The sequence below is a fragment of the Ideonella sp. genome, from assembly GCF_041287625.1.
Classification (GTDB): domain Bacteria; phylum Pseudomonadota; class Gammaproteobacteria; order Burkholderiales; family Burkholderiaceae_C; genus Ideonella.
On the sequence record NZ_JBGGNH010000065.1, the window covers coordinates 1 to 25,205 of the forward strand.

Below are 25,205 nucleotides of genomic sequence, written 5' to 3' on the forward strand. Positions count from 1 at the left end.
GGCCTCGCGCAGCGGCTGGCGCAGGTCGGCGTCCGGGCCGGCCGGCAGGGCCAGCGAGGTGCTCATTTCCTGGCGGCCCGGTGCCGCGGCCGTGGCGATGCCGACGCCGGGCAGCGCGGCAGAGGCGTCGTCGGCCTCTGCGGCGTCGACCACCGATGTCTGCAGCGCGGGGCTGGCCACGTCGGCCTTGGCGGAGGGCGCCTGCACCGGTGTCGCAGCGACCGGCGTGGCGGCAATGCCGGGCGTTGCCGCTTGCGCGGCCACCGGCGTTGCGCTGGCGTTGGGCGTGGCAGGCTTGCCCAACGCCGCGAGGCCGGTGGTCGCTGGTGCCGGGCGGGGCGTGTTGCCGGCCGGTGCTGGTGCGGTAGCGGTGGCGGCAGCCGTGGCGGCCGAAGCCGAGGCCATCAGGCTGGCCAGCAGCGGCGACAGCGCGGGCCAGTCGGGTTGCAGCGCGGCGGTGCCGGTGTCGATGGCGTCCTGGCTGTCGTCGGCCGCCGGCTTGGCGTCATTGGCCGGCAGCCTGGGCGGCGCGGCCAACGAGCTGTCGACCGGCAGGTTGAGGTCAGCGCCACCCGTGGGCGTGACCGGCAGCGGCAGCGGCAAAGGTGGGGTCGACGTGTCGGCCACCGCAGCGCGCTGCAGCGTGGCGCCGAAGCCGGCCAGCGGCGTGGCGACCGGCATGCCGGCGGCATCTGCCGTGTTGGCGGCGGGGTTCGCTGGCGTGGCCGGGGCGATGGCGCCGGTGTCTGCCGCGACGTTGACCGAGAGGGTGTTCAAAGCCATGTTCATGTCGATTGCAGCGTTGCGCTCATGCCGGCATAGGCCAGCCAGCCTTCTTTTTGCAGGCCCATCTCGTGGAGCTGGGTGCCCAGCGTGGCCAGCGCCTGTTCGCAGCGGGTGCGGGCCACCTCGTGGGCCTGGCGCAGCTCGGCCAGCGCCTGGCGCTCGGCCGCACTCCATTCGCCTTCGCGAGCCAATGCCGGCAGCGCGCGCGACAGCGCGGCCTCGGCCTGCACCAGCGCCCGCCAGTCGCCGAAATCGAGCGCCTGGCTGCCGGCCGAAGCTGCGGGCACGGTGCGCTGCAAGGCTTTCTGCAAAGCCTCGCGCAGCTGCAGCAGGCGCTGGGCCCTAGCCATGGTGGGCCTGCACGTCCTGCCAGCCCTGGCGCAGCGTCTGCACCACGCCGCTCACGTCGTCGACCATGGCAGGGTCCAGCGTGATGCCGGCGCGGCACAGCCGGTCGGCGCAGAACTCGTACAGGGCCTGCAGATTGCCCACGACCTCGCCAGCGCCATCGGTGTCCAGCGCGCTGGACAGCCCGTTGAGGATGCCGATGCACTTGTCCAGGCTCCTGGCCTTCTGCTCGAAGCGCTTGGCCGCGATGTGGGCCCGGGCGCGGGCCAGCTCTTCGAGCAGGCCGTCCATCAGGATCAGCACCAGTTCGACCGGCGAGGCCTGGGCGGTTTGCGCGCCCAGGTTGACGGTCTGGTAGCTTTGATAGGCGTCTTGGTACAAGGTGGTTCTCTTGGCTGTGGGAGGTCGGGGCGGGGCGGGCCGATCAGCTCAGGCTGGCGAGCAGGCTGGTGTTGTCACTCATGCTCGACTGCAGCGACTGCAGCTGGGTGAACTGGGCCAGGTAGCGCTGGTAGAGCATGTTGTATTGGTCCTCCAGCTTGGTCTGTCGCGTCGTGATGCTGGCCTGGGTGCGCTGCACGCTGTCCTGCCGGCTCTTGATCAGCCCGGTGCTGCTGTTGGTCCACTGCTTGCTCAGCGTGCTGAACGCGCCCATCAGGCCGGTCGGGGCGCTGCTGCTGTTGCTGCCCAGCAGGCTGTCGAGGCCGTCGGGGTGCGCGGTCAGGCCCTTGCTCAGCTTGGTCTGGTCCAGCGAGAGCTGGCCGTCGCGGCCGGCCGTGACGCCGAAGTCCATCAGCCGCACGCCGCCCACCTCCTGGCGCAGGATGCTGGCCAGGTGCGAGCGCAGCGAGGTCACGCCGGAGTCCGAGGCAAACGCGCCGGCGGCGGCGGTGCTGCTGCCGATCGCGGTCAGGCCGTCGAGCGCGGTTTCGAGCTTGTTGTAGGCATCGACGAAGCTCTGCACATTGCTCGCCGTGCCGCTGTCGTTGTTGGTCACGGCCAGCGTCAGCGGGCTGCTGCCGGGGGTCTGCGCCTGCGTGACGGTGAGGTTCACGCCCGCCACCGCGGTGAACGTGTTCGAGGCCTGCTGGATCTTCACGCCGGTGGTCTGCGCGCCCAGCCACATCACGGCATCCTGCGCAGCGCTGAGCTGCTTGCCGCCGCCGGCCAGCGTGGTCTTCAGCGTGCTGGCCGGCAGGCCGCTGGTGTCCAGCGTGATCTGGCTGCCGGCGCCGGTGCTGCCGGCGCTCAGCACCAGGTTGGTCTGGCTGCCGGAGGTCACGACCATCGCGCTGACCATGCCGTTGTTGCCCGAGGCCTGGTTGATCGCGCGGGCGATCTCGGTCTGCGACAGCGTGCCGTTGTTGTCCTGGTCGGCGCCGGCCAGGTTGACATTGAAGCTGCTGCCGTTGGCCATCTGCACGACCAGCGGGCCGCCCAGCGAGACCGGCACGGCCGGCAGGTCTTCAAAAGCGATCTGGTGGGCGCTGGCGACCTGCTCGACGAAGACCGAGTAGTTGCCCGCCGTGGCGCCCGCGCCTGCGGTGGCGGTGGCAAAGCCGCTGCTGCTCAGCGTGGCGCCGTAGCTCAGCACGCTTTTCTTGGTCGTCATGGCCGACAGCGCAGTGTCGAACGCGCTCAGCGCCGATTGCAGCTTGCTCAGCGCGGAGGCGGTGCTCTGTGCCTTGGTGGACTGCGTCGTCAGCTGCGACTGGGTGGCCGAGGTGTAGGCGGTGGCCAGCTGCTGCGCAGTGGTGGCCGGGTCGATGGTGGTGCTGCCCATTGAGATCTCCTGGTCGATTGACGGGGGTTGCCTGTCAAAAGGCGACCGTGCAGCGGCCGGACTGAAATCCGGCGGCGACAAAGGTCGGGTGGTGGGCAAAAGGCGACATGGCGGCGGTCTTCATTGGCTGGCCGCCAGGCGGCGCAGCCAGGCCTGGTTGGCCATCTCGTCCTGGGTCTTCTGGTCACGACCGGCCTGCAGCCGGCCCACCAGGGCCTGCTGGCGTTCGCGCACCTTGCCCATCACCAGGTGGTCCAGCGCTGCGCCTTGCAGCGCCTGCTGCGCCTGGGCCATCTGGGCCTCGTGCAGCGCCAGGTCCTGGCGGTGGCGGTCGGCCAGCTGCAGCACGGCCTGCTTGTAGTTGGCGTTGTTCAGCGACAGGGCCAGTGGCAGGTTGCCGCCAGCGCTGCTGTTCGCACTGGTGCCGCCCTGGGCCAGCTGCTCCAGGCGCGCCAGGTTGGTCTGGAAGCGCTGCTGGGTCACGCGGCGCGAGGCCAGGTCGGCCTCCAGGCGGTCGCGTTCGCGCTCGCGCAGGTCGGAAAGCGTGTCCAGGCGCTTGAGGTGTTTTTCGGGGCCGTTCATGCCATCAGCTCCATCAGTTGTTGTTCGACCATGGCCATCGGTGCCGGCTCGTGCGTGCCCTGGTGCAGGAAGGCTTCCATCTGCGGGTAGCGCTGCACGGCCTGGTCGGTCGCCGGGTCCGCGCCGGGCACGTAGGCGCCCAGCGGCAGCAGCTCGCGCACTTGCGCGTGTCGGGCGACCATGGCCTTGAAGGCGCGCGCGGCCTGCAGCTGTTCGCGCGGGGCGACCAGCGCGGCGCAGCGGCTGATGGACTGGGCGATGTCGATGGCCGGGTAGTGGCCGCGCTCGGCCAGCTCGCGGCTGAGCACAATGTGGCCGTCGAGGATGGCGCGGGCGGTGTCCACGACAGGGTCCTGCTGGTCGTCGCCTTCGGCCAGCACGGTGTAGATCGCGCTCATGCTGCCTTGCGGATGCTCGCCATTGCCGGCGCTTTCCACCAGCTGCGGCAGCAGGCCGAAGACCGAAGGCGGGTAGCCGCGCGTGGCCGGCGGCTCGCCCAGCGCCAGCGCGACTTCGCGCCGCGCCATCGCGTAGCGCGTCAGCGAGTCCACCAGCAGCAGCACGTGCTGGCCCTGGTCGCGGAAATGGGCGGCCACCGAATGGCACAGCTCGGTGGCGCGCAGCCGCATCAGCGGCGATTCGTCGGCCGGCGCGCACACCACGACCGAACGCGCCAGCCCGGCCAGGCCCAGCGACAGGTCGATGAACTCGCGCACCTCGCGGCCCCGTTCGCCGATCAGGCCGACCACGACCACGTCGGCCACGGTCTGGCGGGTGATCAGGCCCAGCAGCACGCTCTTGCCCACGCCGGAGCCGGCCATCAGGCCCACGCGCTGGCCGCGGCCCAGCGTCAGCAGGCCGTTGATGGCGCGCACGCCCACGTCCAGGCGCTCGTGCACCGGCTGCTTCTTCAGCGGGTTGACCTTGGGCGGGCGCGGGTCCAGCGTGTGTTCGCCGCCCAGCCGGCCCAGGCCATCGATGGGCTCGCCCAGGCCGTTGACGATGCGGCCCAGCCAGCTCGAACCGATGCGCAGCAGGCCGCGGTCGGGCACCGGCAGCACGCGGGCGCCGGTGGCCAGCCCGTCGGTGTGCTTGAAGGGCATCAGGTACGAAATGTCGTTCTTGAAACCGACCGCTTGCGCGTCGATCCATTGGCCGTCGCCCAGCTCGATCTGGCAGCGCTGGCCGGTGCGCAGCGGGCAGCCGGTGCTTTCCAGCAGCAGGCCGGAGGCGCCGACCAGGCGGCCGGTGGGCGTGGCCACCGGCACCTGGCCCAGTTCGAGGCGGCGCAGGGCTTCGGCGATCATGCGTCGGCCTTCGTGGCGGCCTTGGCCGGCTTGCGGGGGCGTGCCTTGGCGACGGATGCCGCCGGGGACTCCGGCATGCCTGAGGCCAGCAGATCGGGCAGCTGCGGCACGGGTTCGCTCTCCTGGTCGAATTCGAGGTTGTCGTCGCCGTGGTTGAGCTGTTGCTCGATCTGCTCCATGCAGGCGGCCAGGCGCTGCTTGCAGCCGGCATCGGCTTCGCGGCCCGCCGCGCGCACGCGGCATTCGCCGGGCGCCAGCGCCGCGTCGGCGCGCAGTTGCAGCCGCTCGGTGCGGGCCGGGTCCAGCTCGCGGATCTGCGCCAGCTCTTCGGGGTTCAGGAAAACTTCGATGTCTTCGTCGCGGGCCGGCGGCAGCGTGGCAATGGTTTCGTCCACCAGCGCCAGCAACTGCGTGGGCTGCAGGGCGAGTTCGCAGCGGATCACCTGGCGCGCCACCTTGGCCACCAGCTCCACCACTTCCTTGCGCTGGGCCGACTGGTAGTCGGCGCGCTGGCTTTTCAGCCCGCTGAGCATGGCTTCCAGCGGCGTGGCCAGTGCTTCGAGCAAGGCCTGGCCTTCGCGGCGGGCTTCGGCCAGCGCCTGCTGGCGACCCTGCTGCCGGCCTTCGCGCAGGCCTTGTTCCAGCGCCGCTTCACGGCCACTGGCCAGCCCTTCCTGGTAACCCTTGGCCAGGCCTTCCTGGAAGCCTGCAGCCACGGCCGCCTGCAACTGGCCGGCGACCGGCGCAGCGGCGCCCGCCTCGGTGGTGCTCACCAGCGAACGCACCTGCGACAGGGGCGGGAAGCGATGGGGGCGGGCCTGCTCGAACATCACTCGACAACCGCTTCGGCGAACAGTTGCACTTCGATCTCGCCGGCATCCACCAGCGACTTGACCTCGGCCATGATCTGCTCGCGCGCCTGCAGCACGCGGCTCATCGGCACCGGGCCGCTGCGGCGCATCGCGTCCTCGAATCCCTGGGCCTGGCGGCGCGGCATGGTCTGCAGCACCGCGTCGCGGATGGCGGGTTCGGCGCCCTTGAGCGCGAGCGCCCACTGGTCCATCGGCACCGCCTCGATCAGGCGCAGCAGCGTGGCTTCGCTCTGGCGGCTGAGGATGAAGAAGTCGTACATGCTGACCTCGATCTCCGAGACCACCGCCGGGTCGTGGGCGCGCAGCAGTTCCACCATCTGCTGGCGGTCGCCGGGCAGGCGGTTGAGGATTTCCGCGGCTTGCTTGATGCCTTCGACGGTGGCGCTTTGCGAGCCCAGCGACTGCAGGCAGCGCTCGACCAGTTCATCGAGTTCACGCAGCAGCTCGGGGTCGATCTCGGTCAGGCGGGCGACGTTGATCAGCACCAGGTCGCGGCCTTCGACCGGCAGGGCCTCGATCACGCTGCCGGCCAGTGCCGCCGGCAGGAAGCTCAGGAAAACGGCTTGCATGCGCACGTGCTCGCGCACGATGCGGTCGGCCAGCCACTTCGGCGAGGCCCATTGCAGGCGCGCCACCTTGGGCCGGATCGCATCGCCGTAGATGTTGTTCAGCACGCTGCTGGCGATCTCGCTGCCCAGCGCCAGGTCCAGCGAGCGCTTGAGGTACTGGCGCGAGGCGCCGTGCAGCCCGCTCTGCTCGCGGTAGTCGTCGAAGAAGTGCTGCAGCGCGGTCTTCACCGAGTCGACCTTGATGCCGCTCATGCGCGACATCACCTGCGTCAACTCCAGCAGTTCCTCGCGGCTGAGGCAGCGCAGCACCGCGGCCGCGGGTTCCTCGCCGATGCTGAGCATCACGATGGCGGCCTGCTCAACCGGGCTCAGCGAGATGCCTGCGGGCAGGGCGGACGCCAGGGCGTCCAGGGATTCATTGAGGCTGGGCATGCTTTTGCATCCATTGCTTGACGACTTCGGCCACGCGTTCCGGTTCTTTGCCGGCCAGCGACTTCAGGTGATCGACCAACACGTCCACCGGGGAGCCCGGCGGCGGCAGGTCGTAGTTCTCCAGCAGCGGCACCACCGGGTTGGCGCGCTGCGCGGCCTCGGCCGGCGAGGGCAGCGCGGGGCCGGCGGCCAGCGCGTCCGGCGCGGGCAGTGCGCCGGCGATGATGGTGGCGCCTTGCTGCGCCGGTGCGTTCGACGGCAGAGGGGTCAGCGGGGTCAGCTCCGGCTGCGGCGCCAGGCGCTGCTGGGCCGCACGGGTCAGCGGGCGCAGCACCAGGAACAGCAGCAGCAGGCCGCCCACGGCCCAGCTGGCCCAGTGCGTCGCGTCCAGCACCGTGTCGCGCTCCTGCCACCAGGGCTGGGCGGCCGGCAGGGCCGGGAAGGCCAGCGCCGAGACGGTCAGCGTGTCGCCACGTTCGGCATTGATGCCCAGGCCGCTGCGCAGGATGCGCTCGACATTGGCCAGCTCGTCCTTGCCCCAGCCGGCCTTGGCGCCGCCGGGCGCGGCCGCGCTGTTGAGCACCACCGCCACGTTCATGCGCGACAGGCGGCCGCGGCTGCGCTGGATCTGCGTGATGCTGCGGTCGTAGGCGTACTGGCGGCTGGTGGCGTTCTTGGTCGCCGTGCTGGCGTCGCCGCCGGCGGGTGCCGAAGCGGCGCTGGGCAAGGCCACCGGCCGGTTGCTCAGCGAGCCCGGCACACCCAGCGCCATCGCGTCACGGTCCTTTTCCTCGCGCATGGCTTCGGAAGTGACCTTGGGCGCGGCGCCGTACTGCTCGCGGGTCTCGCTGATCTTGTCGTTGTCGACCTCGGCGGTGACGCTGAGCTTGTAGTTGTCGCTGCCCAGCACCGGCGCCAGCAGGTCGTTGACATTGCGGCGCACGTCGTCCTGGAAGCGGTTGGCCGCCTCGCCGCCCTGGCCGGCATCAAAGCCTTCGCTCAGGTCCACATGGGCAGACAGCAGGTTGCCGGCCTGGTCCACCACGCTGACCCGCTGCGGGTCCAGGCTGGCCAGGCTGCCGGCCACCAGGCTGATGGTCGCGGCGATCTGCTCGCGCGCCATGTGGCGGCCGGGCTTGAGCTGCAGCACCACCGAGGCCGAGCTCTTCTCGCCATCGTTCATCACGAAGGAGGTGGACTTGGCGACCGACAGGTGCACCCGGGCCGACTCCACCGGGTCCAGCGTCATGATGCTTTGCGCCAGCTCGCCTTCGAGACCGCGCCGGAAGCGCATGTCCTGCACGAACTGGCTCACGCCCAGCGGGTCGTTGCGGTCCATCAGCTCCAGGCCGGCTGGCAGCCGGGCGGTCACGCCCTTGGCGGCCAGCAGCATGCGCACCTGGCCCAGCTTGTCTTCGGGCACCAGCACCTGGCCGCTGTCCGGGTGCAGGCGGTAGGGGATGTGCTCGGCATCGAGCACCGCCACCATGTCGCCGGCCGACACCTTCTCGCGCTGGCCGAAGACCGGCTTGTAGCCGGCCTGGTCGCGCCACAGCAGCATCAGCACCAGCGCGGTCACGCCGGCCGTCAGCAGCACCAGCGGCAGCAGGCCGCGCGTCATCGCGGCGAGCGGGAGCCCGCCACCCAGGCGGCTGCGCAGGCGGGCGAAGAGGGGAGGGAAGGCGGTGAGTGCGCTCATGTCCGGCTCACAGCGGCAGCTTGATGATGTCGTCGACCGCGCCCATCACCTTGTTGCGCACCTGCATGAGCATCGAGAACGACAGGCTGGCCTCCTGGCTGGCGACCATCGCGCCCACCAGGTCGTCGGACTGGCCGCTCTCGACCGCCTGGACGCGCTGCCTGGCCTGCTGCTCCTGGCCGTCCACGCCGTGTGCGGCGTCCAGCATCGCGTGCAGGAAGGAATCGCCCTGCGCAGGTTCACCCGAGGCCTGGGCCGGGAGAATCGGCGCGGTCGTTTGCAGGGTATCCAGCTGGGTCTTGATCTGACTCAGGTCGGCCTGCATTGAAACCAGCATGTTGACGGTCATGAAACTGTCTTGGTATGGAATGTCGGCCCGAGGTCTGAAACCATCCAGGCAAAGCTCCGCCGAATTCGACCTCGATATCGAAGAGGAAACTGGCGAAAATGTAAATGTGCGGCGCGCCGGCTTGAGTATTCAGGCCGGCATGCGGCGAAGTGTTTGATTGGTTCCCAACATGACGTGTTTCTTATGTTTGATGCGTTGCATCATCCCTCAGGATTTCGGTCTGCTCAAAGCAAAGTGAAGGGTGGAAACACGGCGCTTTTCCGTGCGGTACATCACGCGGCTGACACGCTTCGACCCTTGGCCCGGCGGACGCGCAAGCGCTGCGGCCACAGCCCGTCTGTCGGGGTGCGGCACTGCTGAAGTGAGCGGCGGTAGGGGTCATGGCGCGTCCTTTCCTGAGGTGACTCGGCACAGTGCTGCCGATGCGGTCGAACTCAGGTCACCCGGTATGCACGCGGGGACGCGCGCCGCCATCACACGGATGACGACAGACAAACCTGCCTGGCTGCCCATGAGGCGGCCATGCATGGCGTGAGCCAGGCACGAAGGCATGGCGCTTGCGCGCTGGCCCTCTGCCGGTTTGGCGGCCCCGCTATCGTGGCCCCTGGCGAAAACGCCAGGAACGACAGACCGGAAGCTTTGCGACCCCGGCTTTCGCTCGGGTGTGCCCTAAGTTGTTGCTTCCATTCTGCAGGCGCATCACATCTGGAAACAAGGGCATGCTGCACTGCACCGAACTGTTCCGTGACGTGCTTCACGTGAACACGCCGGGTGCTGCTGGTTGAGGGGAATGGCGCGCTGCCCCCGTTGTGTTATCTCTGCACCAACTGGGGGATATCTGTCGGGTATTTGACAGAGTTCGGCAAGATCGGTGAATCATTGCCTCCCGGGTTCTGGCGCTCGCCGCCGTGAAATAGCGGGCGAAAACCCCGCTTGTCATTTGCACGGTTTGCAAGGGTTGCCTCTAATATGCCTGGCAACGAGACGCCGGCCACAAGCCGGCTGGTCGCAGCGAGTTTCTCGCGCGGCGCCATCGATTTTCCTCAATGCCACTGCCGCCATGCCTTTGAACGCCATTCCGCCCGTGTCCGAGCCTGCCCGTGCTGCCACGCACGCAGTGCTGGACCCCCGTTCGCTGGGCCGGCCGGTGCACCGCCTGGCCAGCTTCGCGCTGCAGTTCGAAGACGCGCTGAACAGCCTCTGGGCCGAGCCGCTGAACCGGCGCTACCAGGCGCACTGGCGCGTCGCCGGCCTGGCCTTCTCACGCGACGATGTGCCGGCTTCGCCCGGCCGCTGGCTGGCTTTCCGCGGTGATGCGGGCGGCTGGGGCTGGCGGCTGGCACGCGAGGTGGCGCTCGGGCTGCTGGCTTACCGCTACGGGCTGCCGCAGCAGGCCGCGTCCGGCACGGCAGCGGCATCGGCGCCCGGGCCGGTGACCGCCTCCGAAGAGCGCCTGGTCGAGCAGTTGGGCCAGCAGGTGCTGGGGCTGCTGGTGCACTGCCTGGACCGGCCGGTGGGCGCCGCGCCGCTGCAGCCTGCAGCGCCCGTCGCCATCGAATGCCTGGGTGCCGTGCAGCCGGACCAGCGCCACTGGTGCCTGCGCGGCGACCTGCACGACGCGCGCACCGGCGCCACCGGCGCGCTGGAGATCACGCTGGACAACGCCTGCATGGACCGCCTGTTCAAGACGCTGGAGCCGGCGCGCACGGAGCGCGTGCGGGGCCGGGGGAATGCTGGCAACGCGGCCCGCCCCTTCCCGCACCGGCTGGGCCTGGCGCTGACCGCGCGGCTGCTGCAGAAGGAACTGTCGCTGGGCACGCTGCTGGACCTGAAGGTCGGCGACGTGCTGCCGGTGCGCCTGGGTTCTACCGATGTGCTGATCGACGACGCCCGGCTGTTCACCGCCACGGTGGCCGAACGCCAGGGCAAGTTGTGCCTGACCACTTTTGAAGATGCGGAGTGACGCGATGAACATGAACGAGAACCTCGACCTGGACCAGCTGCTGGCCGACATGCCCGAAGCCCTGGGCCTGGACGCGGAAACCACGCCGGCAGCGCCGGCGGCGAAGCCCAAGCGCGACCTGTCTCAGATGATGCGGCGCATCCCCATCACGCTGACACTGGAGGTCGGCAGCGCGCGTGTCACGCTGCAGGAGCTGGCCGAGCTGGGCGCAGATTCGGTCATCGAGCTGGACGTGCTGGCCGGCGAGCCGCTGGTCATCAAGGCCAACGGCACGCCGGTGGGCCGCGCCGAGGTCGTGGTCTCCGGCGAGAACTACGGGCTCAAGGTGTTGGAGCTGAGCGCGCTGGACCTGGACGGTTTGCGCGGATGAACCGCTTCGGCCGAGTCTCCCTGCTGCTGGGCGGCCTGGCGCTGGCTGCGGCGGCCCAGGCAGCGCCCGAGCTTCGGGTGCTGGACGTGCTGGCGCCCGGCGCGGGGGCTGGCGCGGGCGCAGCAGCCGGCGGCGCAATGTCGGTGAAGATGCAGGTCTTCGTCGTCATGACCTTGCTCGGGCTGCTGCCCGCGCTGTTCCTGATGATGACCAGCTTCACGCGCTTCGTGATCGTGCTGTCGCTGCTGCGCCAGGCGCTGGGGCTGCAGCAAGGCTTGCCGAACCGCATCGTCACCGGCGTCGCGCTGATCCTCACGCTGCTGGTGATGCGCCCGGTCGGCGAACAGATCTGGACCCAGGCCTTCATGCCGTATGACCAGGACAAGATCGGCCTGGAGCAGGCGCTGCAGGTGGCCTCGGTGCCGCTGTCGCGCTTCATGCTGGCGCAGACCAGCAAGGCGGCGCTGCAGCAGGTGTCCGGCCTGGCCGGCGAAGCCAAGGTGGCCAAGCCAGAGGACCATGCCTTCACCGTCAAGCTTGCGGCCTTTGTGCTCAGCGAGCTGAAGACGGCGTTCCAGATCGGCTGCCTGCTGTTCATCCCTTTCCTGGTGATCGACCTGGTGGTTTCGTCGGTGCTGATGGCGATGGGCATGATGATGCTGTCGCCACTGGTCATCTCGCTGCCGCTCAAGCTGCTGCTGTTCGTGCTGGTGGACGGCTGGACGCTCACGGTGCAGACGCTGATCAGCAGCGTGCATGCGTACTGAAGGAGGTGCCTGAATGCTGACCCCTGAAGTTGCGAGCGACCTGATCGCCGAATGCCTGCGGCTGGTGATGCTGCTGGTCACGATGCTGGTGCTGCCGGGCCTGATCACCGGCCTGCTGGTCAGCCTGTTCCAGGCCGCCACGCAGATCAACGAGCAGACGCTGAGCTTCCTGCCGCGCCTGATGGTCACGCTGGTGACCGTGGGCGTGATGGGCCGCTGGATGGTGGTCACGCTGATGGACTACTGCGTCTCGATCTTCCACCGCGCGGCCACGCTGGTCGGCTGACGAGATCGCCGCACCAGCCATGGAAGCCTTGCTGCTCAAGCTGCCGGCACTGGTCACGGCCTTGTGGTGGCCGTTCTGCCGCTGCCTGGCACTGCTGAGCGCCGCCCCGGTGCTGGGCGAGGCCATGCTGCCGGTGACCATCCGCGTGCTGCTGGCGCTGGCGCTGGCGGTGATCCTGATGCCGGTGGCCGCGCACAACGCCGTGGCCATCGATCCTTTTTCGCTGCACGGCCTGGCCGCCACCTTCGAGCAGGCGGTGATCGGGGTGGCCATCGGCCTGGCGCTGCAGCTGAGCATGGCGGCCATCCAGACAGCGGGCTTTGTGCTGTCCTCGCAGATGGGCCTGTCGATGGCGGTGATGAACGATCCGCTCAACGGCAGCTCGTCGGACGCCGTCTCCAACCTGCTGTTCATCCTCTGCACGCTGGTGTTCTTCTCGGTCGACGGGCACCTGGTGATCACCGGCATCGTCGGCGCCAGCTTCCAGGCCTGGCCGGTGGGCGGTGGTTTTGCCAACCTCTCGTTCGACTCGCTGGCGCTGAACGTCGCGTGGATCTTCTCGGCCGCGATGCTGCTGGCGCTGCCCATGGTCTTCTCCAGCCTGGTGGTGCAGATCGGCTTCGGCTTCCTGAACCGCGTGGCGCCTTCGCTGAACCTGTACGCACTGGGCTTTTCGGTGGTCACGCTGTTCGGCGTGATGATGCTGGTGCTGCTCGCGCCCACCTTTCCGGCCCACTACCTGCAGATGAGCGAACGCGTGCTGGACATGCTGCAGCACGGCCTCAACAGCGCGGGGGCAGGCCGTGGCTGAGGGCAGTGGCGACAAGACCGAACAGGCCTCGCAGCAGAAGCTGCGCAAGGTGCGCGAGCAGGGCCAGGTGGTGCGCTCGCGCGATGTGGCCACCGCCATCGGCCTGGTGCTGAGCCTGAAGCTGGTGGTGCTGCTCACGCCGGGCTGGCTGGCGGATTTCCGCAGCCTGTTCGGCCTGGTCATCTCGCCGCTGGACGGCGATGGCGCGCTGGAGAACCTCTGCACGCTGATCTTCCCGGCCGTCATCGGCCTGCTGCTGAAGATGCTGGCGCCGCTGGCCATCATCCCGCTGGCCATCGTGCTCGGCTCGCTGTGGCCGGGCGGCTGGGTCATGAGCAGCGCCAACCTGGCGCCGAAGTTCGCGCGGCTGAACCCCTTGAGCAACCTGGCACGCATGGTCTCGGGCAAGCACTACAGCGACTTCGGCATGTCCCTGCTGAAGGCCAGCCTGCTGATTGCGGTGCTGCTGCACGTGGTCCGTGCCAGCATGGCCCAGCACCTGCGGCTGCAGGCCCTGCCGCTGGGCGAGGCGGTGGCCGAGGGCGCTGGCCTGATGCTGGACGGCATCTTCACGATGAGCATGATCTTCGTGCTGTTCGCGGTGCTGGACATGCCGCTGCAGCGCTTCCTGTTCATGCGCCAGCAGCGCATGAGCAAGCAGGACCAGAAGGAAGAGCACAAGAGCAACGAAGGCCGGCCGGAGGTGCGCCAGCGCATCCGCCAGCTGCAGATGGCGCTGTCGCGCCGCAGCGCGCGCAAGACCGTGCCCGAGGCCGACGTGGTCATCGTCAACCCCGAACACTACGCCGTGGCGCTGAAGTACGACGAGCGCCGCGCCCAGGCGCCCTACGTGGTGGCCAAGGGCGTGGACGAGATGGCGCTCTACATCCGCCAGATCGCGCGCGAGCACAAGGTCGAAGTGCTGGAGCTGCCGCCGCTGGCGCGTGCCATCTACAACACCAGCCAGGTACAGCAGCAGATCCCCGCCGCGCTCTACAAGGCCGTGGCCCTGGTGCTGAACCACCTGATGCAGCTGCAGGCTTTCCACAACGGCAAACGGCCGCTGGCGCCAATGCTGCCCACCGAACTGCCGGTGCCGGCGCAGCTGGCCGACCCGCCCGCCAAAACAGATTCACCTGAACCCGTGCCCACCCGATGAACACCCTGACCCGCCTGATCACCGAACTGCGCCGCCAGAAGATCGCGACGCCGCTGTTCCTGATGGCCGTGCTGGCCATGATCGTGCTGCCGCTGCCGCCGCTGCTGCTGGACGTGCTGTTCACTTTCAACATCGTGCTGGCGATGGTGGTGGTGCTGGTCAGCGTGGGGGCCAAGCGGCCGCTGGACTTCTCGGTCTTCCCCACCGTGATCCTGGCGACCACGCTGATGCGGCTGACGCTGAACGTGGCGTCCACCCGCGTGGTGCTGCTGCACGGCCACGAAGGAACGCACGCGGCCGGCCAGGTCATCGAAGCCTTTGGCAATGTGGTGATCGGCGGCAACATCGTCGTCGGCCTGGTGGTCTTCGTGATCCTGATGATCATCAACTTCGTGGTGGTCACCAAGGGCGCGGAGCGCATCTCCGAAGTCTCGGCCCGCTTCACGCTGGACGCTCTGCCCGGCAAGCAGATGGCCATCGACGCCGACCTGAATGCCGGCCTGATCAACCAGGAAAAAGCCCAGGCGCGCCGACGCGACGTGGGCATGGAAGCCGACTTCTACGGCGCGATGGACGGCGCCTCGAAGTTCGTGCGCGGCGACGCGGTGGCCGGCATCCTGATCCTGGTCATCAACATGATCGGCGGCGTGGCCATCGGCTCGGTGATGCACGACCTGTCGTTCGCCGAGTCGTTCCGCCAGTACGCGCTGCTGACCATCGGTGACGGCCTGGTGGCGCAGATCCCGGCGCTGCTGCTGTCCTCGGCCGCGGCCATCATCGTCACCCGCGTCAGCGATTCGGGCGACTTCGAGCAGCAAGTCGGCGAGCAACTGCTGGCCTCGCCGGGCGTGCTGTTCAGCGCCGCCGGCATGATGGCGCTGCTGGCCAGCATCCCGGGCATGCCCTGGCACACCTTCCTGGCCTTCGCCGCGCTGCTGGGCTACGCCGGCTGGCGCATGAGCCAGCGGAAAAAGGCCCCTGTTGAACCCTCGACCGAGCTGGCGCTGCAGTCCGCGCTGGTGATGGAGCGGCCGCCCGAGCTGGACTGGCGCAGCCTGCCGGTGGTGGAGCCGCTGACGCTGACCGTCGGCTACAAGCTGGTCGGCCTGATCGACCAGGCCCACGGCGCGCCGCTGACGCTGCGCGTCAAGGGCCTGCGCCAGACGCTGAGCGAGCAGATGGGCCTGTTGCTGCCGGCCATCGGCGTGCGCGACGACCTGGCGCTCAAGCCTTCGCAATACGCGGTGCTGCTCAACGGCACGGTGCTGGCCACCGGCGACGTGCAGGCCGAACGGCTGATGGCCATTCCGTCACCGCAGACCTATGGCGAGGTGGATGGCATCCCGGGTGTCGAGCCGGCCTACCGCATGCCGGTGGTCTGGATCGCGCCGGCCGACAAGGCCCATGCGTTGGGCCTGGGCTACCAGGTGGTGGACGTGCCCAGCGCGATCGCCACGCACCTGTCGAAGCTGGTGCGCGAGCAGCTGCCCGAGTTGATGCGCCATGACGACGTGGCGGCGCTGCAGGAGCGGCTGGCCGCGCAGGCGCCCAAGCTGGCCGCGGCGCTGGAAAAGGCGCTGAACCACAGCCAGTTGCTGAAGGTCTTCCGTGTGCTGCTGGCCGAAGGCGTGTCGCTGAAGGACATCGTGCCGGTGGCGACCACGCTGCTGGAGCATGCCGAGGCCACCAAGGACCCGCTGATGCTGGCGGCCGAGGTGCGCTGCACGCTGCGCCGGCAGATCGTGCAGGCCTTGTGCGGCCCGTCCGCCGAGATGAAGGCCTTCAACCTCAGCGGCGAGCTGGAGAACATGCTGCTGGGCGCGCTGAACCAGGCGCGCCAGGGCGGCGCCAAGGTCGCGCTGGACAACTTCCCGGTGGACCCGCAGCTGCTCTCGCAGCTGCAGGTCAACATGCCTTCGGTGCGCGAGCAGATGAAGCAGCAGGCGGCCACGCCGGTGCTGCTGGTGATGCCGCAGATTCGCCCGCTGCTGGCCCGCTATGCGCGGCTGTTCGCGCCGGGGCTGCATGTGCTGTCGTACAACGAAATGCCCGAGCAGCGCGACGTCAGCATCGTCGGCTCGCTGGGCTGAGCTGCAGGCGCCTGGCGCGCCGCCGCCGCGGCGAGCTGCACGACACCAGTGGCCTGCCAGAGGCACAGCACCAGTTCGGTTGCCGCACGGAACAGCAGCGGCGGCAGCCGCTCGGCCTGCAGCATCCGGGGCGCGGGTGACCAGGGGCGCAGGCCCGGGCCCTGCAGGTCCAGCTGGCAGTGATGCAGCGCGAGGTCCAGTCGTGCCAGCGCTGAAGCCATGGCCGGCAGGCAACGGCGCAGCGTGGCCAGGGCCGGCGCCTGGCCGGCGGCCATGCGCAGCGCCAGGCCGGTGCCGCCGCGGGTGAACTGAAGCTGCAGCACGACCCGGCCCAGGCCGGGCAGCGTGAGCAGCAGGCGCAGCGCCAGGGCCCGCATCAGCGGGGCGCGGCCCGAGCCAGGCTCGTTGTCGTGCGGTGGGGGAGCGGTGATCAGCAGGTCGGGCTCCACCAGCAGCAGGCCCAGGCGCTGCACGCCTTCGGTCAGCTCGAACTGCCAGCGCGTCGCATCGGCGAGGGTGGGCAGGGGTGTGTCCGCAGCGGGGCTGGGCAATGGGGGGGGCTCGGAGGGGGGCGGCTCGGCTTCCAGTGGCAGCAGCGACCAGGGCCAGCGGCCGGTCGCCGCCGCCTGGCGCCCGGGGCTGCGGCGGTCCGGCGGCGTGTCCACGCCGGCCAGCGCGCGCTGGCGCCAGCGCAAGGCCAGGCGGGTGGCTTCGTCGCTGAAGGCATGCTGCAGTCGCAGCGCTTGCGCGTCCGGCCGCAGCGTTTCGCTGGCGGTGCCGCGTTCGGATGAGGGGGCTTCGGCGGGCACCGCAGCCGGCAGCGGCGGTGCCGCGCGGGCCGGGGCCAGCGAGCCCAGGCTGAGCGTGAGCTGCGGCGCGGTGCCGATGACGGTCCAGGCCAGCGGCGTGCCGGCCGGCAGATTGGCCAGCTCGGCCGGCAGGCGGCCCAGTTGCAGCGGCCGGCCGTCCTGGCCCAGCAGCTGCCGCTCGCCACCCGGCGCGCCGGCCAGGCGCAGCCACAGCACGTCGCCAGGCCGTGGCCCCTGGCCGGACCAGGGGCCGGCCGGCAGCGCCGCGCGCAGCGTGGGCACCGGGCCGACACGGGGGGTGACCAGCATCTTGGCAGCTCCGGTGCGTGGGGTGGCGCGGGGTCAGGCTGGTTGCGCTTATTGCATCAGCGACAGGACCATCTGCGACATCGAGCCCGATTGCTTGAGCATCGACGTGCCGGCCTGCAGCAGCATCTGCTTGGCGGTCATGTTCGAGGTTTCGGTGGCGTAGTCCACGTCCATGATGCGGCCCTTGGCAGCCGTCGTGTTGGTGCTCATGTTGGCCAGGTTGTTGTAGACGTGGTCCAGGCGGTTGGACGCCGCGCCCAGCGCCGAGCGCACCGTGCCCACGTCCTTCAGCGCCGTGTCCAGCTTGGTGATGGTGGCGTTGGCGGTGGCCGTCAGCTCGGTGCCGGTGGCGGCCGTCGTGTAATTGCTCGAAGCGGCGCCCAGCGAGGTTTCCAGCGTGGTGCCCAGCGCGGTCGACACGTCGACCGACATGGTTTCGCTGGCGCTGGCGCCGATCTGGAACTTCACCGCGGCGGTGGCCAGCGTGCCACCCTTGAGCAGCTTGGCACCGGCGAAGGTGGTGTTGCTCATGATGTTGCCGAGTTCCTGGCCCAGCGCGTCGTATTCGGACTGCATGGCGGTCTTGTCGTCGCTCGACGAGGTGCCGTTGGACGCCTCGGTCGCCAGGTCCTTCATGCGCTGCAGGATGTCGGTGGCTTCGCTGAACGCGCCTTCGGCAGTCTGCATCATCGAGATGCCGTTCTGCGTGTTGCGCTGGGCCACGGCCATGCCGCGGGTCTGCGCGTTCAGGCGGGTGGCGATCTGCAGGCCGGCGGCGTCGTCCATCGCGGAGTTGACGCGGTAGCCCGTGCCCAGGCGGGTCATCGAGGTCGTCAACGCCTTCTGGCTGTTGGCCAGGGCGCTTTGCGTTGACAGGGCGGCGGCGTTGGTATTGAGGCTGAGCATGGGGAACTCCTGGCTGGGTTGGAAAGTCGGGGCCTCGTGTCGACGCCCTCACCCTGCTTAGGCGACCCGGACGGCACGGCACTTAAGGCTGCGCTGAACAAGCCGTGGATTTCAACGACCTTTGCCGGCCGATTTCGGCATGCGGGGTCAGCTCGGCCACGAACGAGCGCGCGGCGGTCTTGGCCAGCGTTGCCTTAACGCGCTTTGAGTCCGAGCGCTTCCAGCAGCGAGGAGATGCGGTAGGGCTTGTGCAGGCAGGCGGCGATGCCAAGCGCCTCGGTCGTGGCCTGCAGCGCCGGAGCCAACGGAGCGGCAGCGGTCAGGCAGACAGCAACGTCTCGCGCAGAGGGGAACTCGCCCAGGCGCAACTGGCGCAGCAGTGCGATCACGCCTTCCGGATCGGCCAGGTCGAGCACCAGCGCGTCGAAAGGCTTCCGTCGCAGCAGCGCGACCGCGGTGCCTGCCGAGGTGGCCTCCAGCACCTCGGCCATTTCGAGTTTGCGCGCCAGGCCGACGACGGTCCGCCGCAGCACGAATTGCGGCTCCAGAAGCAGCACGCCTGGAAGCAGGGTAGGGGCGGCGGTCATGAGCTCAAGCCTTCCTCGCCGTTCAGCGCCTCGTTGACCAGGTCGCGGAGCACTTCCAACGTGGCGAGCTCGACTTGGTCGAGCTTGCGTGGCTCGGTGTCGATGATGCACAAGGTGCCGACGCGGTGGCCCGACGGCGCGGACAGCGGCGCCCCTGCATAGAACCGGACGTGCGGCGCGCCCGTCACCAGCGGGTTGTCGGCGAAGCGCGGATCCTGCCGGGCGTCCTCGATGATGAACAGGCCAGACGTGGCGATCGCATGCCCGCAGAAGGAGATGTCGCGGGGGGTCTCGGCGGCGTGCAGCCCGAAGCGCGCCTTGAACCACTGTCGCGTCTCGTCGACGAGGCTCACAAGCGCGATCGGCATGTCGAGCTGTTCGGCGGCGAAGCGCACCACGCGGTCGAAGCGTTCCTCCGGCGGGGTGTCCAGCAATTGCAGGTTGCGCAAGCTGCGCAGGCGGGCGGCTTCGTCGTCGGGGATGGGGGCGGTGAGCATGTCGGGGTTCAGTGAATGAGATGGGCCATCTCGGCCAGGTCGATGACGACCAGGCTCGCATTGAGATCGTCGGTACGCAGCGTCAGCATGCGCAGGTCTCCCGCGGAGCCCATGCGCAGCGCGCTGAGGTTGTCTGGCGTGGCCGGGATCCAGTCGACCAGGCGATGCACGGCAAGCCCGATGAGCGTGGGCGCTGCGCCGTCGTCCGGATCGGCATTCCCCCCCTGCTGCATGACGATGACCAGGCGGGGCCGATAGCCGCTATCCGGCCCGTCGCCGAGTGCCGGCAGCGTGCGCACATCGACCACGCGTCCGCGCCAGTCCATCAAGACTTGGCCGTTTTCGACGAGCTCCTCAGTCAGCTCGGCCGGCAGGGGCACGACGCCGCTGACCCCGGTCACCGCCGATGCGTACAGGCGTTCCGTCTCGAAGACGAGATAGTTCAGGGCATCGGTGCCTTGTCGGCGGCCCGCCGCGACGACGGGCGTGCCTTCCGGGGCCAGATCGCACGCCGACTCGCCGACCGCCTCGAACAGCCGCGGATGATCCAGGATGGCCACTCGGCCGAGTCCGGCACAGATCGCGGTGCCCGCGACGAGCGGGAGTTCGGCGCGCGCGTTATCGACAGGGCGCAGGTCGACCAGCTGCTCGCAGCGCGTCACGGCCACGCCGATGCGGCGCCCGGAGTGCTGGACAACCACCATCAACGGCGCGCTGCCTACGCCATCGGTGCCGCCTTTGGTGTCGATGCTGACCACCGGCAGCTTGTGTCCTTCCCATTGGCAGATGCCCACCCGGTGGGCGCCGACCTGGAGCGACAGCTCCAGCGAGGGGGCCACAACCACCCCTCGGACGGCGGCGGCCTCGATCGCCCAGGCTGCAGCACCGACGCGGAAGACCGCGTGGCGCACGGCGCCTGAAGGGGCGGGCGCCGTGCCGCGCCTCGGCGCGCCATCCGGCGCCCCGGTCGCCAGGCCCGCGTCCTGGCACCATACCGCGCTCAGCGCCATCAGCCGCTCGACTTCGAGCAAGGCCAGCAGCGGGCAGGCCGCCATCGGTCCGGCCAAGGACTCGAACAGCTCTTCGTTGGAATCTTCCCCATGGACGACCCGGCGGATCGCGGTCGTGGCGACAGCCTTCACGCCGAGCACCTCGTCCACCTCGATGCCGACCCGGGCTCGGCGCGCGGACAGCATCAGCACGCGGCCCGGGCGCGTGGCCACGGGCTGGCCGAGGGGAAGCCAGCGGTCGAGCGCAATGACGGGCACCGCGCCGCCCACCGTCTCGATCAGCCCGCTGATCGCGTGGTCGCGACGCGGCAGCGCCCGCAGCCCGGCGGCCGGAAGCGGCAGGGCCTCCATCACCTGCTCCACCGGAATGCCGATGTCGCAGCTGCCGACGCGCACATGCACCAGCAGGCGGGTGGCACTGCCCGAGGCAGTTCGTGCCACCGCCGCAGTTTCGGCCGTCATGCGACCGTGCCGGACGCGCCAGCGCGCTGCAGGTCGGTCAGCAGCTTGCCCACTTCGCGGGTGGACTCCTCCTGCTGCAACATGGAGCGGCTGATCTCACCGATCGCGCGCGTGGTGTCGTCGACGGCGCCCAGGATGCGTCCGAATGCTGCCTCCACGTCGCCGGACAGCCGCCCGCCCTCGGCGACGCGCGCCACGGTCTGGTGGATCAGCTTGGCAATCTCGCGCGCGGCCTGCCCGGACTTTTCCGCGAGCTTGCGCACCTCGTCGGCGACGACCGAGAACCCGAGGCCGTGATCGCCCGCCCGCGCCGCCTCAATCGCCGCATTGAAGGCGAGCAGGTGCGTCTGGCTCGCGATGTCGCCGATGGTGCCGACGATCTCCTCGATCTCAATCGAGGAGCGTTCGATCTGGAGGCTGGCCTCGCGCGAGCGCTGCAGCAGTTCGTTGCCGGCGCCTGCTTCACGCTGGGTCTGGACGGCCAGCGTGCTGGTCGCCTCCGAGCTGCGCGCGACGCGCTGGATGGAACCGGTCATGTCGCGCAATACCGCCGTCATCTCGTCGACCTTGCGCGCCACATCGTGCTCGCGGCGGACCTGGGCGCTGATGTCGATGGCGAACTTGACGACCTTGTATGGCCGGTCGCTGGCATCCAGGATCGGGTTGTACGTCGCCTGGATCCACACCTCGGCGCCGTGCTTTCCGAGGCGGCGGAAGCGGGCGCTCTGGTACTTGCCTTCGCCGAGGTCGGCCCAGAAGTCGCGGTAGGCTTGCGAGCGCACGAACTCGTCGTCGCAGAACATGCTGTGATGCTGGCCGACGATTTCGTCCAGGGTGTAGCCAAGGGTGCGCAGGAAGTTGGCGTTCGCGTGCAGGATGTTGCCGCGCAAGTCGAACTCGATCACCGCTTGAGACAGGCCGATGGCGTCCAGCTTGCCGCGCGCGTCGGCCGCCTGTCGCATCTCGCGCGTGATGTCGGTGGCCAACTTGACGATCTTGACCGGCCTGCCGCTCGCATCCAGGACCGGGTTGTAGGACCCCTGCAACCAGACACTCTCGCCGCTCTTCGACAGCCGGCGATAGCGGCCGGCTTCCAGCTCGCCGCGGGACAGCCGTTCCCAGAACAGCAGGTAGGCCGGCGAGCGTGCTTCGTCAGGATCGCAGAACATCCGGTGGTGACGGCCGACGATGTCCCGGAGCTCGTAGCCGACGGCTTCGAGGAAATTGGCGTTGGCATGGCGCACGTGACCGTTGAGGTCGAACTCGATCATGGCCTGAGAGCGATCGATCGCGGCCAACTTGCCCTGGGAGTCGGCCTGCATCTGGCGCATCGAAGTGATGTCGCGCGCAAGCTTGACGACGCCTACCGGCTGACCGTCGTCGCCGAGCACCGGCGTGTACGACGCCTCCAGCCAGACGATCTCGCCCGTGCGCGTGACGCGAGCAAAGCTGTCCTGGCAGGGCTCGCCAGCGCGCAGGCGTTGCCACAGCTGGCGGTAGGCATCGCTGGCGACATACTCGGGCGTGCAGAACAGCCGGTGGTGTGCGCCGGCGACCTCGTCCGCTGTGTAGCCCATCCGCTGCAGGAACAGGTCGTTGGCGCGGAGGATCCGGCCCTCGAGGTCGAATTCGACCACGCATTGCACCCGTTCCAGTGCGGCGAGCAGGCTCTCGGTGCGAGCCGAGTCATGGCGGGACAGGATGATCGGATCGATGGGGGCGTTCATGGGTTCTCGAAGGTGAGCAGTACCTTCTGTTATCGACTCTGGCCCAGCGTTCATGACCGGGCAGAAGGAGATGTCGCGCATTCCTGCACGCCGGCATCAGGCGGCGACGCCTGGACAAGGGCGCCCGGCGCGATCTCATGTCCATGTTCTTGCACCGAACGTTGGAGGGTTTTGGCGGGCGGCGTCCGGGCGATCAGGCGGCCAGCGGCGCGCAGGTCTCGGGCTGAGCCGGCAACGCGGCCGGAGGCAGGCCCTGGGCGTGGCGCTCCCACATGCGCACCAGCAGGGCGTCGAAATCGCGTGCGTAGCGTGGGCCGTCGAACAGCGGCAGCGTGGGACGTGTGCTGTCCAGGTGGGCGCGCAGGCCTGCACCAGGCTGGCCGCGACGCGCGAGGCGAAGGTCTCGCCCGACCGGGTCAGCACCGGCACGCCGCTCCACAGCGCGTCGCTCGCCGTGGTGTGGGCGTTGCAGGGCCAGGAGTCCAGCATCAGGTCTGCGCGGGGCAGCCGCGCAAGGTTCTCCGCGGTGCTCACGCGCGGCGAGAAGAAGAGCCGCTCCGGGCCGGCAAACCGTGGCTTGCTGCCGAGCGCGATCCGCGAGGTGTCGCGCCGCGGGCGCGGGAAGCAAAAAAGGCCACCCGAAGGTGGCCCCGTCGAGCGCAGCGGGCGAGTGCCGTCCTTGCTGTCCCGTTGTGCTTGCTGCTGCCTTGCTTATTGCATCAGCGACAGGACCATCTGCGACATCGAGCCCGACTGCTTGAGCATCGAGGTGCCGGCCTGCAGCAGCATCTGCTTGGCGGTCATGTTGGAGGTTTCGGTGGCGTAGTCCACATCCATGATGCGGCCCTTGGCAGCCGTCGTGTTGGTGCTCATGTTGGCCAGGTTGTTGTAGACGTGGTCCAGGCGGTTGGACGCGGCGCCCAAGGCCGAGCGCACGGTGCCGACTTCCTTCAGCGCGGTGTCCAGCAGCGTGATGGAGGCGGCGGAGCCGATTTCGGTGCCGGCCGTCCAGCCCGAGGCCTTGTAGTTGTTGGCGCTGGCGGCTTTCAGCGCGGCGTCCAGCGTGCCGCCGGTCTTCAGGCTGGCCGACACGTCGACCTTCATCGTTTCGCTGGCGCTGGCGCCGATCTGGAAGGTCACGCCGGTGGTGGCCGCCAGCGAGCCGGTCGCAGCGTCCAGCAGCTTGGCACCGCCGAAGGTGGTGTTGGCGGTGATGTTGTAGAGCTCCTGGCCCAGCGCGTCGTATTCGGACTGCATGGCGGCCTTGTCGTCGGTCGACGCGGTGCCGTTGGCGCCTTCGGTCGTCAGGTCCTTCATGCGCTGCAGGATGTCGGTCACTTCGCTGAACGCGCCTTCGGCGGTCTGCATCATCGAGATGCCGTTTTGCGTGTTGCGCTGGGCGACTGCCATGCCGCGCGTTTGCGCGTTCAGGCGGGTGGCGATCTGCAGGCCGGCGGCGTCGTCCATCGCGGAGTTGACGCGGTAGCCGGTGCCCAGGCGGGTCATCGAGGTGGTCAGGGCCTTCTGGCTGTTGGCCAGGGCGCTTTGGGTCGACAGGGCGGCGGCGTTGGTATTGAGGCTGAGCATGGGGTACTCCTGGGCTGGTGGGGAAGGGTGGGCTTCATCTCGACGCCCTCAACCCTGTTAGGCGACCGGTGTGGCGAGGTCCTTAAAGCCGAAATGAAAAAAGCCACCCGGAGGTGGCTTGGTGCTGGATGGGACCAGGCTTATTGCATCAGCGACAGCACCATCTGCGACATCGAACCCGACTGCTTGAGCATCGAAGTGCCGGCCTGCAGCAGCATCTGCTTGGCGGTCATGTTGGAGGTTTCCGTCGCGTAGTCCACGTCCATGATGCGGCCCTTGGCGGCCGTCGTGTTGGTGCTCATGTTGGCCAGGTTGTTGTAGACGTGGTCCAGCCGGTTGGAGGACGCGCCGAGGGCCGAGCGCACCGTGCCGACGTCCTTCAGTGCGTTGTCCAGCAAGGTGATGGTCGCTGCGGCGCCGATCTCGGCGCCCACTGTGGCGGCGGTAGCGGTGGTCTTGTAGGCGGCGCTGGCCAGCCCCAGCGTGCCGCCGTCATTCGTCAGCCCGGCGACCGATGCCGAGACGTTGGTTGTCATCGTTTCGCTGGCGCTGGCGCCGATCTGGAAGGTCACGCCGCCGGTCTTGCCCAGCGTGCTGGTGCCACCGGTCACCGCTGCGGCATTGGTGCCCGTGGCGAACAGCGACTGCCCGCCGAAGCTGGTGTTGTCCATGACGTTCTTCAGCTCGCGGCCCAGTGCGTCGTATTCCGACTGCATGGCGGCCTTGTCGTCGGTGGACGAAGTGCCGTTGGCGCCTTCGGTCGCCAGGTCCTTCATGCGCTGCAGGATGTCGGTGACTTCGCTGAACGCGCCTTCGGCCGTCTGCATCAGCGAGATGCCGTTTTGGGTGTTGCGCTGGGCGACGGCCATGCCGCGGGTCTGTGCGTTCAGGCGGGTGGCGATCTGCAGGCCGGCGGCGTCGTCCATCGCGGAGTTGACGCGATAGCCCGTGCCCAAACGGGTCATCGAGGTGGTGAGGGCCTTCTGGCTGTTGGCCAGGGCGCTTTGCGTCGACAGGGCGGCGGCGTTGGTATTGAGGCTGAGCATGGGGAACTCCTTGGCTGGGATGGAAGTCGGGGCCTCGTGTCGACGCCCTCACCCCTGATAGGCGACGCGGTTTCGATCAGGCTTAAATCCCG

General features: G+C 69.1%; 25 protein-coding genes, 1 pseudogene and 1 riboswitch. Of the genes and pseudogenes, 7 read left to right on the forward strand and 19 right to left on the reverse strand.

What is annotated here, in order from left to right; all coding sequences use genetic code 11:
• The 10 genes and pseudogenes from ACAH41_RS23650 to ACAH41_RS23695 all read right to left on the reverse strand — a co-directional run.
• Window positions 1-783 (reverse strand): annotated as a pseudogene (locus ACAH41_RS23650) (hypothetical protein); the annotation flags it as partial.
• Between the two features lie 2 nt (window positions 784-785).
• Window positions 786-1,136: a hypothetical protein gene (locus ACAH41_RS23655; RefSeq protein WP_325653474.1), complete on the reverse strand. Its 351-nt coding sequence runs from the start codon at window positions 1,134-1,136 to the stop codon at window positions 786-788.
• On the reverse strand, window positions 1,129-1,515 hold the full coding sequence (gene fliS / locus ACAH41_RS23660; protein ID WP_325653476.1) for a flagellar export chaperone FliS: 387 nt from the start codon (window positions 1,513-1,515) through the stop codon (window positions 1,129-1,131). Before fliS ends, ACAH41_RS23655 begins: the two co-directional genes overlap by 8 nt.
• A gap of 43 nt (window positions 1,516-1,558) precedes the next feature.
• Window positions 1,559-2,917, reverse strand: coding sequence for a flagellar filament capping protein FliD (fliD, locus tag ACAH41_RS23665; protein WP_325653478.1), 1,359 nt, complete (start codon window positions 2,915-2,917; stop codon window positions 1,559-1,561).
• A 120-nt stretch (window positions 2,918-3,037) separates the two neighbouring features.
• Window positions 3,038-3,499 carry a flagellar export protein FliJ gene (fliJ, locus tag ACAH41_RS23670; protein WP_325653480.1) on the reverse strand — a complete coding sequence of 154 codons (462 nt, stop codon included), beginning with the start codon at window positions 3,497-3,499 and terminating at the stop codon, window positions 3,038-3,040.
• On the reverse strand, window positions 3,496-4,806 hold the full coding sequence (gene fliI, locus ACAH41_RS23675) for a flagellar protein export ATPase FliI (RefSeq protein WP_325653482.1): 1,311 nt from the start codon (window positions 4,804-4,806) through the stop codon (window positions 3,496-3,498). The genes fliJ and fliI overlap by 4 nt, the downstream gene beginning before the upstream one ends.
• Window positions 4,803-5,636, reverse strand: coding sequence for a flagellar assembly protein FliH (gene fliH, locus ACAH41_RS23680; protein WP_325653483.1), 834 nt, complete (start codon window positions 5,634-5,636; stop codon window positions 4,803-4,805). The genes fliI and fliH overlap by 4 nt, the downstream gene beginning before the upstream one ends.
• Window positions 5,636-6,679: a flagellar motor switch protein FliG gene (locus tag ACAH41_RS23685; protein WP_325653484.1), complete on the reverse strand. Its 1,044-nt coding sequence runs from the start codon at window positions 6,677-6,679 to the stop codon at window positions 5,636-5,638. Before ACAH41_RS23685 ends, fliH begins: the two co-directional genes overlap by 1 nt.
• Window positions 6,663-8,378: a flagellar basal-body MS-ring/collar protein FliF gene (gene fliF, locus ACAH41_RS23690; protein ID WP_325653486.1), complete on the reverse strand. Its 1,716-nt coding sequence runs from the start codon at window positions 8,376-8,378 to the stop codon at window positions 6,663-6,665. Before fliF ends, ACAH41_RS23685 begins: the two co-directional genes overlap by 17 nt.
• 7 nt (window positions 8,379-8,385) lie before the next feature.
• On the reverse strand, window positions 8,386-8,727 hold the full coding sequence (locus ACAH41_RS23695) for a flagellar hook-basal body complex protein FliE (RefSeq protein WP_325653488.1): 342 nt from the start codon (window positions 8,725-8,727) through the stop codon (window positions 8,386-8,388).
• A gap of 579 nt (window positions 8,728-9,306) precedes the next feature.
• A riboswitch (cyclic di-GMP riboswitch) is annotated at window positions 9,307-9,406 on the reverse strand.
• Window positions 9,407-9,787: 381 nt separating this feature from the next.
• On the opposite strand from ACAH41_RS23695, the gene ACAH41_RS23700 reads away from it, so the two are divergent.
• The 7 genes from ACAH41_RS23700 to ACAH41_RS23730 are packed head-to-tail and all read left to right on the forward strand — an operon-like array spanning window position 9,788 to window position 16,173.
• A complete protein-coding gene (locus tag ACAH41_RS23700) occupies window positions 9,788-10,690 on the forward strand; it encodes a FliM/FliN family flagellar motor C-terminal domain-containing protein (protein ID WP_325653490.1) in 903 nt (300 codons plus the stop codon).
• A gap of 4 nt (window positions 10,691-10,694) precedes the next feature.
• Window positions 10,695-11,060: a FliM/FliN family flagellar motor switch protein gene (locus ACAH41_RS23705; protein ID WP_325653492.1), complete on the forward strand. Its 366-nt coding sequence runs from the start codon at window positions 10,695-10,697 to the stop codon at window positions 11,058-11,060.
• A complete protein-coding gene (fliP, locus tag ACAH41_RS23710; RefSeq protein WP_325653494.1) occupies window positions 11,057-11,827 on the forward strand; it encodes a flagellar type III secretion system pore protein FliP in 771 nt (256 codons plus the stop codon). The genes ACAH41_RS23705 and fliP overlap by 4 nt, the downstream gene beginning before the upstream one ends.
• Before the next feature lie 13 nt (window positions 11,828-11,840).
• On the forward strand, window positions 11,841-12,113 hold the full coding sequence (locus tag ACAH41_RS23715; RefSeq protein ID WP_325653496.1) for a flagellar biosynthetic protein FliQ: 273 nt from the start codon (window positions 11,841-11,843) through the stop codon (window positions 12,111-12,113).
• 19 nt (window positions 12,114-12,132) lie between these two features.
• The gene (fliR, locus tag ACAH41_RS23720; protein WP_325653498.1) at window positions 12,133-12,924 is read left to right on the forward strand and encodes a flagellar biosynthetic protein FliR; all 792 of its coding nucleotides are present in this window, start codon (window positions 12,133-12,135) and stop codon (window positions 12,922-12,924) included.
• On the forward strand, window positions 12,917-14,083 hold the full coding sequence (locus ACAH41_RS23725; protein WP_325653499.1) for a flagellar type III secretion system protein FlhB: 1,167 nt from the start codon (window positions 12,917-12,919) through the stop codon (window positions 14,081-14,083). The genes fliR and ACAH41_RS23725 overlap by 8 nt, the downstream gene beginning before the upstream one ends.
• Window positions 14,080-16,173, forward strand: coding sequence for a flagellar biosynthesis protein FlhA (locus ACAH41_RS23730; RefSeq protein WP_325653501.1), 2,094 nt, complete (start codon window positions 14,080-14,082; stop codon window positions 16,171-16,173). The genes ACAH41_RS23725 and ACAH41_RS23730 overlap by 4 nt, the downstream gene beginning before the upstream one ends.
• Here ACAH41_RS23730 and ACAH41_RS23735 read toward each other — a convergent pair.
• The 9 genes from ACAH41_RS23735 to ACAH41_RS23775 all read right to left on the reverse strand — a co-directional run bounded on the left by ACAH41_RS23735 (window position 16,080) and on the right by ACAH41_RS23775 (window position 25,113).
• A complete protein-coding gene (locus tag ACAH41_RS23735) occupies window positions 16,080-17,291 on the reverse strand; it encodes a hypothetical protein (protein ID WP_325653503.1) in 1,212 nt (403 codons plus the stop codon). The two genes, ACAH41_RS23730 and ACAH41_RS23735, sit on opposite strands and share 94 nt — an antisense overlap.
• A 48-nt stretch (window positions 17,292-17,339) precedes the next feature.
• On the reverse strand, window positions 17,340-18,197 hold the full coding sequence (locus ACAH41_RS23740; protein ID WP_325653504.1) for a flagellin: 858 nt from the start codon (window positions 18,195-18,197) through the stop codon (window positions 17,340-17,342).
• A 194-nt stretch (window positions 18,198-18,391) separates the two neighbouring features.
• Entirely contained in the window at window positions 18,392-18,784 is a 393-nt protein-coding gene (locus tag ACAH41_RS23745; protein WP_325653506.1) for a response regulator, read from the reverse strand.
• Window positions 18,781-19,281 carry a GAF domain-containing protein gene (locus tag ACAH41_RS23750; RefSeq protein ID WP_325653508.1) on the reverse strand — a complete coding sequence of 167 codons (501 nt, stop codon included), beginning with the start codon at window positions 19,279-19,281 and terminating at the stop codon, window positions 18,781-18,783. The genes ACAH41_RS23745 and ACAH41_RS23750 overlap by 4 nt, the downstream gene beginning before the upstream one ends.
• 8 nt (window positions 19,282-19,289) lie before the next feature.
• A complete protein-coding gene (locus ACAH41_RS23755) occupies window positions 19,290-20,753 on the reverse strand; it encodes a chemotaxis protein CheW (protein WP_325653510.1) in 1,464 nt (487 codons plus the stop codon).
• Window positions 20,750-22,480, reverse strand: a complete 1,731-nt coding sequence (locus tag ACAH41_RS23760; RefSeq protein WP_325653512.1) for a PAS domain-containing methyl-accepting chemotaxis protein — start codon at window positions 22,478-22,480, stop codon at window positions 20,750-20,752. Before ACAH41_RS23760 ends, ACAH41_RS23755 begins: the two co-directional genes overlap by 4 nt.
• Window positions 22,481-22,615: 135 nt before the next feature.
• Complete coding sequence (locus ACAH41_RS23765; RefSeq protein WP_325653514.1) at window positions 22,616-23,014, reverse strand: hypothetical protein; 399 nt, start codon at window positions 23,012-23,014, stop codon at window positions 22,616-22,618.
• 177 nt (window positions 23,015-23,191) lie between these two features.
• Window positions 23,192-24,067: a flagellin gene (locus tag ACAH41_RS23770; protein ID WP_141289260.1), complete on the reverse strand. Its 876-nt coding sequence runs from the start codon at window positions 24,065-24,067 to the stop codon at window positions 23,192-23,194.
• 140 nt (window positions 24,068-24,207) lie between these two features.
• Complete coding sequence (locus tag ACAH41_RS23775) at window positions 24,208-25,113, reverse strand: flagellin (RefSeq protein WP_325653517.1); 906 nt, start codon at window positions 25,111-25,113, stop codon at window positions 24,208-24,210.
• Window positions 25,114-25,205: the final 92 nt, after the last annotated feature.

Bases quoted from the DNA above. Each gene is read 5' to 3' on its own strand.
- ACAH41_RS23730 (WP_325653501.1), top strand. From the start codon at position 14,080: ATGAACACCCTGACCCGCCTGATCACCGAACTGCGCCGCCAGAAGATC.
- ACAH41_RS23705 (WP_325653492.1), top strand. From the start codon at position 10,695: ATGAACATGAACGAGAACCTCGACCTGGACCAGCTGCTGGCCGACATG.
- fliR (WP_325653498.1), top strand. From the start codon at position 12,133: ATGGAAGCCTTGCTGCTCAAGCTGCCGGCACTGGTCACGGCCTTGTGG.
- fliJ (WP_325653480.1), bottom strand. From the start codon at position 3,499: ATGAACGGCCCCGAAAAACACCTCAAGCGCCTGGACACGCTTTCCGAC.
- ACAH41_RS23745 (WP_325653506.1), bottom strand. From the start codon at position 18,784: ATGACCGCCGCCCCTACCCTGCTTCCAGGCGTGCTGCTTCTGGAGCCG.
- ACAH41_RS23770 (WP_141289260.1), bottom strand. From the start codon at position 24,067: ATGCTCAGCCTCAATACCAACGCCGCCGCCCTGTCGACCCAAAGCGCC.
- ACAH41_RS23655 (WP_325653474.1), bottom strand. From the start codon at position 1,136: ATGGCTAGGGCCCAGCGCCTGCTGCAGCTGCGCGAGGCTTTGCAGAAA.
- fliD (WP_325653478.1), bottom strand. From the start codon at position 2,917: ATGGGCAGCACCACCATCGACCCGGCCACCACTGCGCAGCAGCTGGCC.
- ACAH41_RS23775 (WP_325653517.1), bottom strand. From the start codon at position 25,113: ATGCTCAGCCTCAATACCAACGCCGCCGCCCTGTCGACGCAAAGCGCC.
- ACAH41_RS23685 (WP_325653484.1), bottom strand. From the start codon at position 6,679: ATGCCCAGCCTCAATGAATCCCTGGACGCCCTGGCGTCCGCCCTGCCC.
- fliF (WP_325653486.1), bottom strand. From the start codon at position 8,378: ATGAGCGCACTCACCGCCTTCCCTCCCCTCTTCGCCCGCCTGCGCAGC.
- ACAH41_RS23740 (WP_325653504.1), bottom strand. From the start codon at position 18,197: ATGCTCAGCCTCAATACCAACGCCGCCGCCCTGTCAACGCAAAGCGCC.
- fliI (WP_325653482.1), bottom strand. From the start codon at position 4,806: ATGATCGCCGAAGCCCTGCGCCGCCTCGAACTGGGCCAGGTGCCGGTG.
- fliH (WP_325653483.1), bottom strand. From the start codon at position 5,636: ATGTTCGAGCAGGCCCGCCCCCATCGCTTCCCGCCCCTGTCGCAGGTG.
- ACAH41_RS23695 (WP_325653488.1), bottom strand. From the start codon at position 8,727: ATGACCGTCAACATGCTGGTTTCAATGCAGGCCGACCTGAGTCAGATC.
- fliP (WP_325653494.1), top strand. From the start codon at position 11,057: ATGAACCGCTTCGGCCGAGTCTCCCTGCTGCTGGGCGGCCTGGCGCTG.
- ACAH41_RS23755 (WP_325653510.1), bottom strand. From the start codon at position 20,753: ATGACGGCCGAAACTGCGGCGGTGGCACGAACTGCCTCGGGCAGTGCC.
- ACAH41_RS23750 (WP_325653508.1), bottom strand. From the start codon at position 19,281: ATGCTCACCGCCCCCATCCCCGACGACGAAGCCGCCCGCCTGCGCAGC.
- ACAH41_RS23715 (WP_325653496.1), top strand. From the start codon at position 11,841: ATGCTGACCCCTGAAGTTGCGAGCGACCTGATCGCCGAATGCCTGCGG.
- ACAH41_RS23760 (WP_325653512.1), bottom strand. From the start codon at position 22,480: ATGAACGCCCCCATCGATCCGATCATCCTGTCCCGCCATGACTCGGCT.
- ACAH41_RS23700 (WP_325653490.1), top strand. From the start codon at position 9,788: ATGCCTTTGAACGCCATTCCGCCCGTGTCCGAGCCTGCCCGTGCTGCC.
- ACAH41_RS23735 (WP_325653503.1), bottom strand. From the start codon at position 17,291: ATGCTGGTCACCCCCCGTGTCGGCCCGGTGCCCACGCTGCGCGCGGCG.